Genomic DNA, 1006 nt, shown 5'->3' with positions numbered 1-1006 from the left:
GGCTTTGTTGAATAAATCAGATTTCGGGTAAGTCTCCCCCGTAGCGGGTTGTGTTTTCAGGCAATACGCACGCTTTCAGGCATACCTGCTTTCGTCATTTTGTTCAGCGCTCGTACCAGGGCCATAGCCTCCGCAACCTGACCATCGTAGTCACGCAGCGTCAGTGAACCCCCGAACAGCTGTTTTACCCGGTACATCGCCGTTTCCGCTATCGAGCGACGGTTGTAATCTGTTGTCCATTTCCACCGCGCATTACTCCCGGTCATTCGCTGATTAGCCACTGCACGGTTACGGTCTGCATATTCACCGGGCCAGTAACCCGCACCTTTTCGGGGAGGGATAAGCGCGCTGATTTTCTTACGCCGCAGTTCATCGTGACATAGCCGGGTATCGTAAGCGCCATCGGCGGCGGCTGACCTGATTTTCCGGTGGGTTTGCCGGATTAACCCGGGGAAGGCCTCTGAGTCCGTAACGTTGTTCAGCGACAGGTCAGCGCAGATGATTTCATGTGTTTTACTGTCAACGGCGAGATGCAGCTTACGCCAGATACGGCGGCGTTCCTGGCCATGCTTTTTGACTTTCCACTCGCCTTCACCGAAGACCTTCAGCCCGGTGGAATCAATTACCAGGTGTGCGATTTCACCCCGGGTGGGCGTTTTGAAACTGACATTAACCGACTTTGCCCGCCTGCTGACACAGCTGTAATCCGGGCAGCGTAGCGGAACGTTCATCAGAGAAAAAATGGAATCAATAAAGCCCTGCGCAGCGCGCAGGGTCAGCCTGAATACGCGTTTAATGACCAGCACAGTCGTGATGGCAAGGTCAGAATAGCGCTGAGGTCTGCCTCGTGAAGAAGGTGTTGCTGACTCATACCAGGCCTGAATAGCTTCATCATCCAGCCAGAAAGTTATGGAGCCACGGTTGATGAGGGCTTTATTGTAGGTGGGCCAGTTGGTGATTTTGAACTTTTGCTTTGCCACGGAACGGTCTGCGTTGTCGGGAAGAT

General features: G+C 53.6%; 1 protein-coding gene. It reads right to left on the bottom strand.

Annotated elements, in window-relative coordinates; all coding sequences use genetic code 11:
- Window positions 1–56: 56 nt before the first annotated feature.
- Window positions 57–980, bottom strand: a complete 924-nt coding sequence (locus C6A40_RS24795) for an IS5-like element IS903B family transposase (protein WP_001118619.1) — start codon at window positions 978–980, stop codon at window positions 57–59.
- Window positions 981–1006: the final 26 nt, after the last annotated feature.

The sequence above is a fragment of the Enterobacter sp. GER_MD16_1505_Eko_090 genome (assembly GCF_003331015.1).
Lineage (GTDB): Bacteria > Pseudomonadota > Gammaproteobacteria > Enterobacterales > Enterobacteriaceae > Enterobacter > Enterobacter roggenkampii.
Note: the sequence above shows the minus strand (reverse complement) of the source record. Positions and strands in the feature narration are given on the sequence as shown.